The following is a 1,115-nucleotide window of genomic DNA, read 5'->3' on the forward strand; positions in this document are numbered from 1 at the left end:
CGCCTACCCCGGGCGACGCCGCGCCACCGCCGACCGCCAGCCCGTCTACCGGCCCGGTCTCGCCCACCCCCACGGCCGTGCCGCCGACCACGCCGGCCGCGCCGTCTACGCACCCGTCCGTCCCGGCCCCGCCCCGGGCTCCAGGGGTGACGTTCCCGTCCGGCGGCTACCTCGGAATGGGAGCGGTCGCGTTGCTGGTCGTCGCGCTGTTCTCCGTGCGGCTGTGGCGGCGTCGGCACTACGTGCCCGGCAGCGGTGTGCGCGACGATCTGGACGAACCGCCGGTCATCCGCCAGCTTGCCGTCGCCTACAACGCAGCCACCGCCAAACGTGACGCCGACGGCGAGCTGGTCGTCGTGCGTCCGCCCGGCGACCCGCACATCACCGGACGCCGCCATGCGGCAGCCACTGCCACCGCCCACGCCGTCCCACCCGGCACCCGGGTCGTGGGCACGACCGGCAATGGCCAGCCTCTCGCGCTCGACCTGGCCGCCACCCGCGGCCTGGGGCTGATCGGACCCGGCGCGGACGCCGCGATCCGCGCCCTGCTCATCGCACTACTCGCCGACCGTCACCAGCCCGACGCCGCCCCCGTCCAGGTCCTGCTCCCGGCGGCCGACGTGCGGCGGCTGCTGGGCGAAGACACCACCGCCGCCCCGCCGCAGCGGCTGCATGTCGTCGCCGACCTGGCCACGCTGCTGGACCGGCTGGAAGCCGACGTCGTCACCCGGGCGCGACGGGCCGCGGCAGGGGAGGACCCGAGCCGGTCGACCCTGGTCGTCATCGCCGCCCCCGACCAGACCTCCGACCGCCGCCTCCAGGCCGTCCTCGACAACGGCTCCCCGCTCGGCGTTGTCGGCATCCTCTACGGGCAGTGGCGGCCTGGGGCGACCGCCCGGGTCCGGCCCGATGGCGTCGTCGGCGCCGCCAGCCCCGACATCGCCGCCGCCCTGACCGGCAACCGGCTGTTCACCCTGCCCGAGGCCGCCACAACCGACCTGCTCGACCTGCTCGCCGACGCCGACGCGCCGGCCACCAACCAGGAGGAATTCAGGCGGGCAAACCCTACCCAGGGGCCTTACACACATCTTAACCTTCCCATACAACCAACCACG

At 75.1% G+C, this 1,115-nt stretch carries 1 pseudogene; it reads left to right on the plus strand.

The features are described from left to right. Nucleotides 1-146 precede the first annotated feature (146 nt). Nucleotides 147-1,115 (plus strand): annotated as a pseudogene (locus AB1460_RS37685) (hypothetical protein); the annotation flags it as partial.

This window comes from Parafrankia sp. FMc2 (assembly GCF_041008525.1).
Classification (GTDB): Bacteria; Actinomycetota; Actinomycetes; order Frankiales; family Frankiaceae; genus Parafrankia.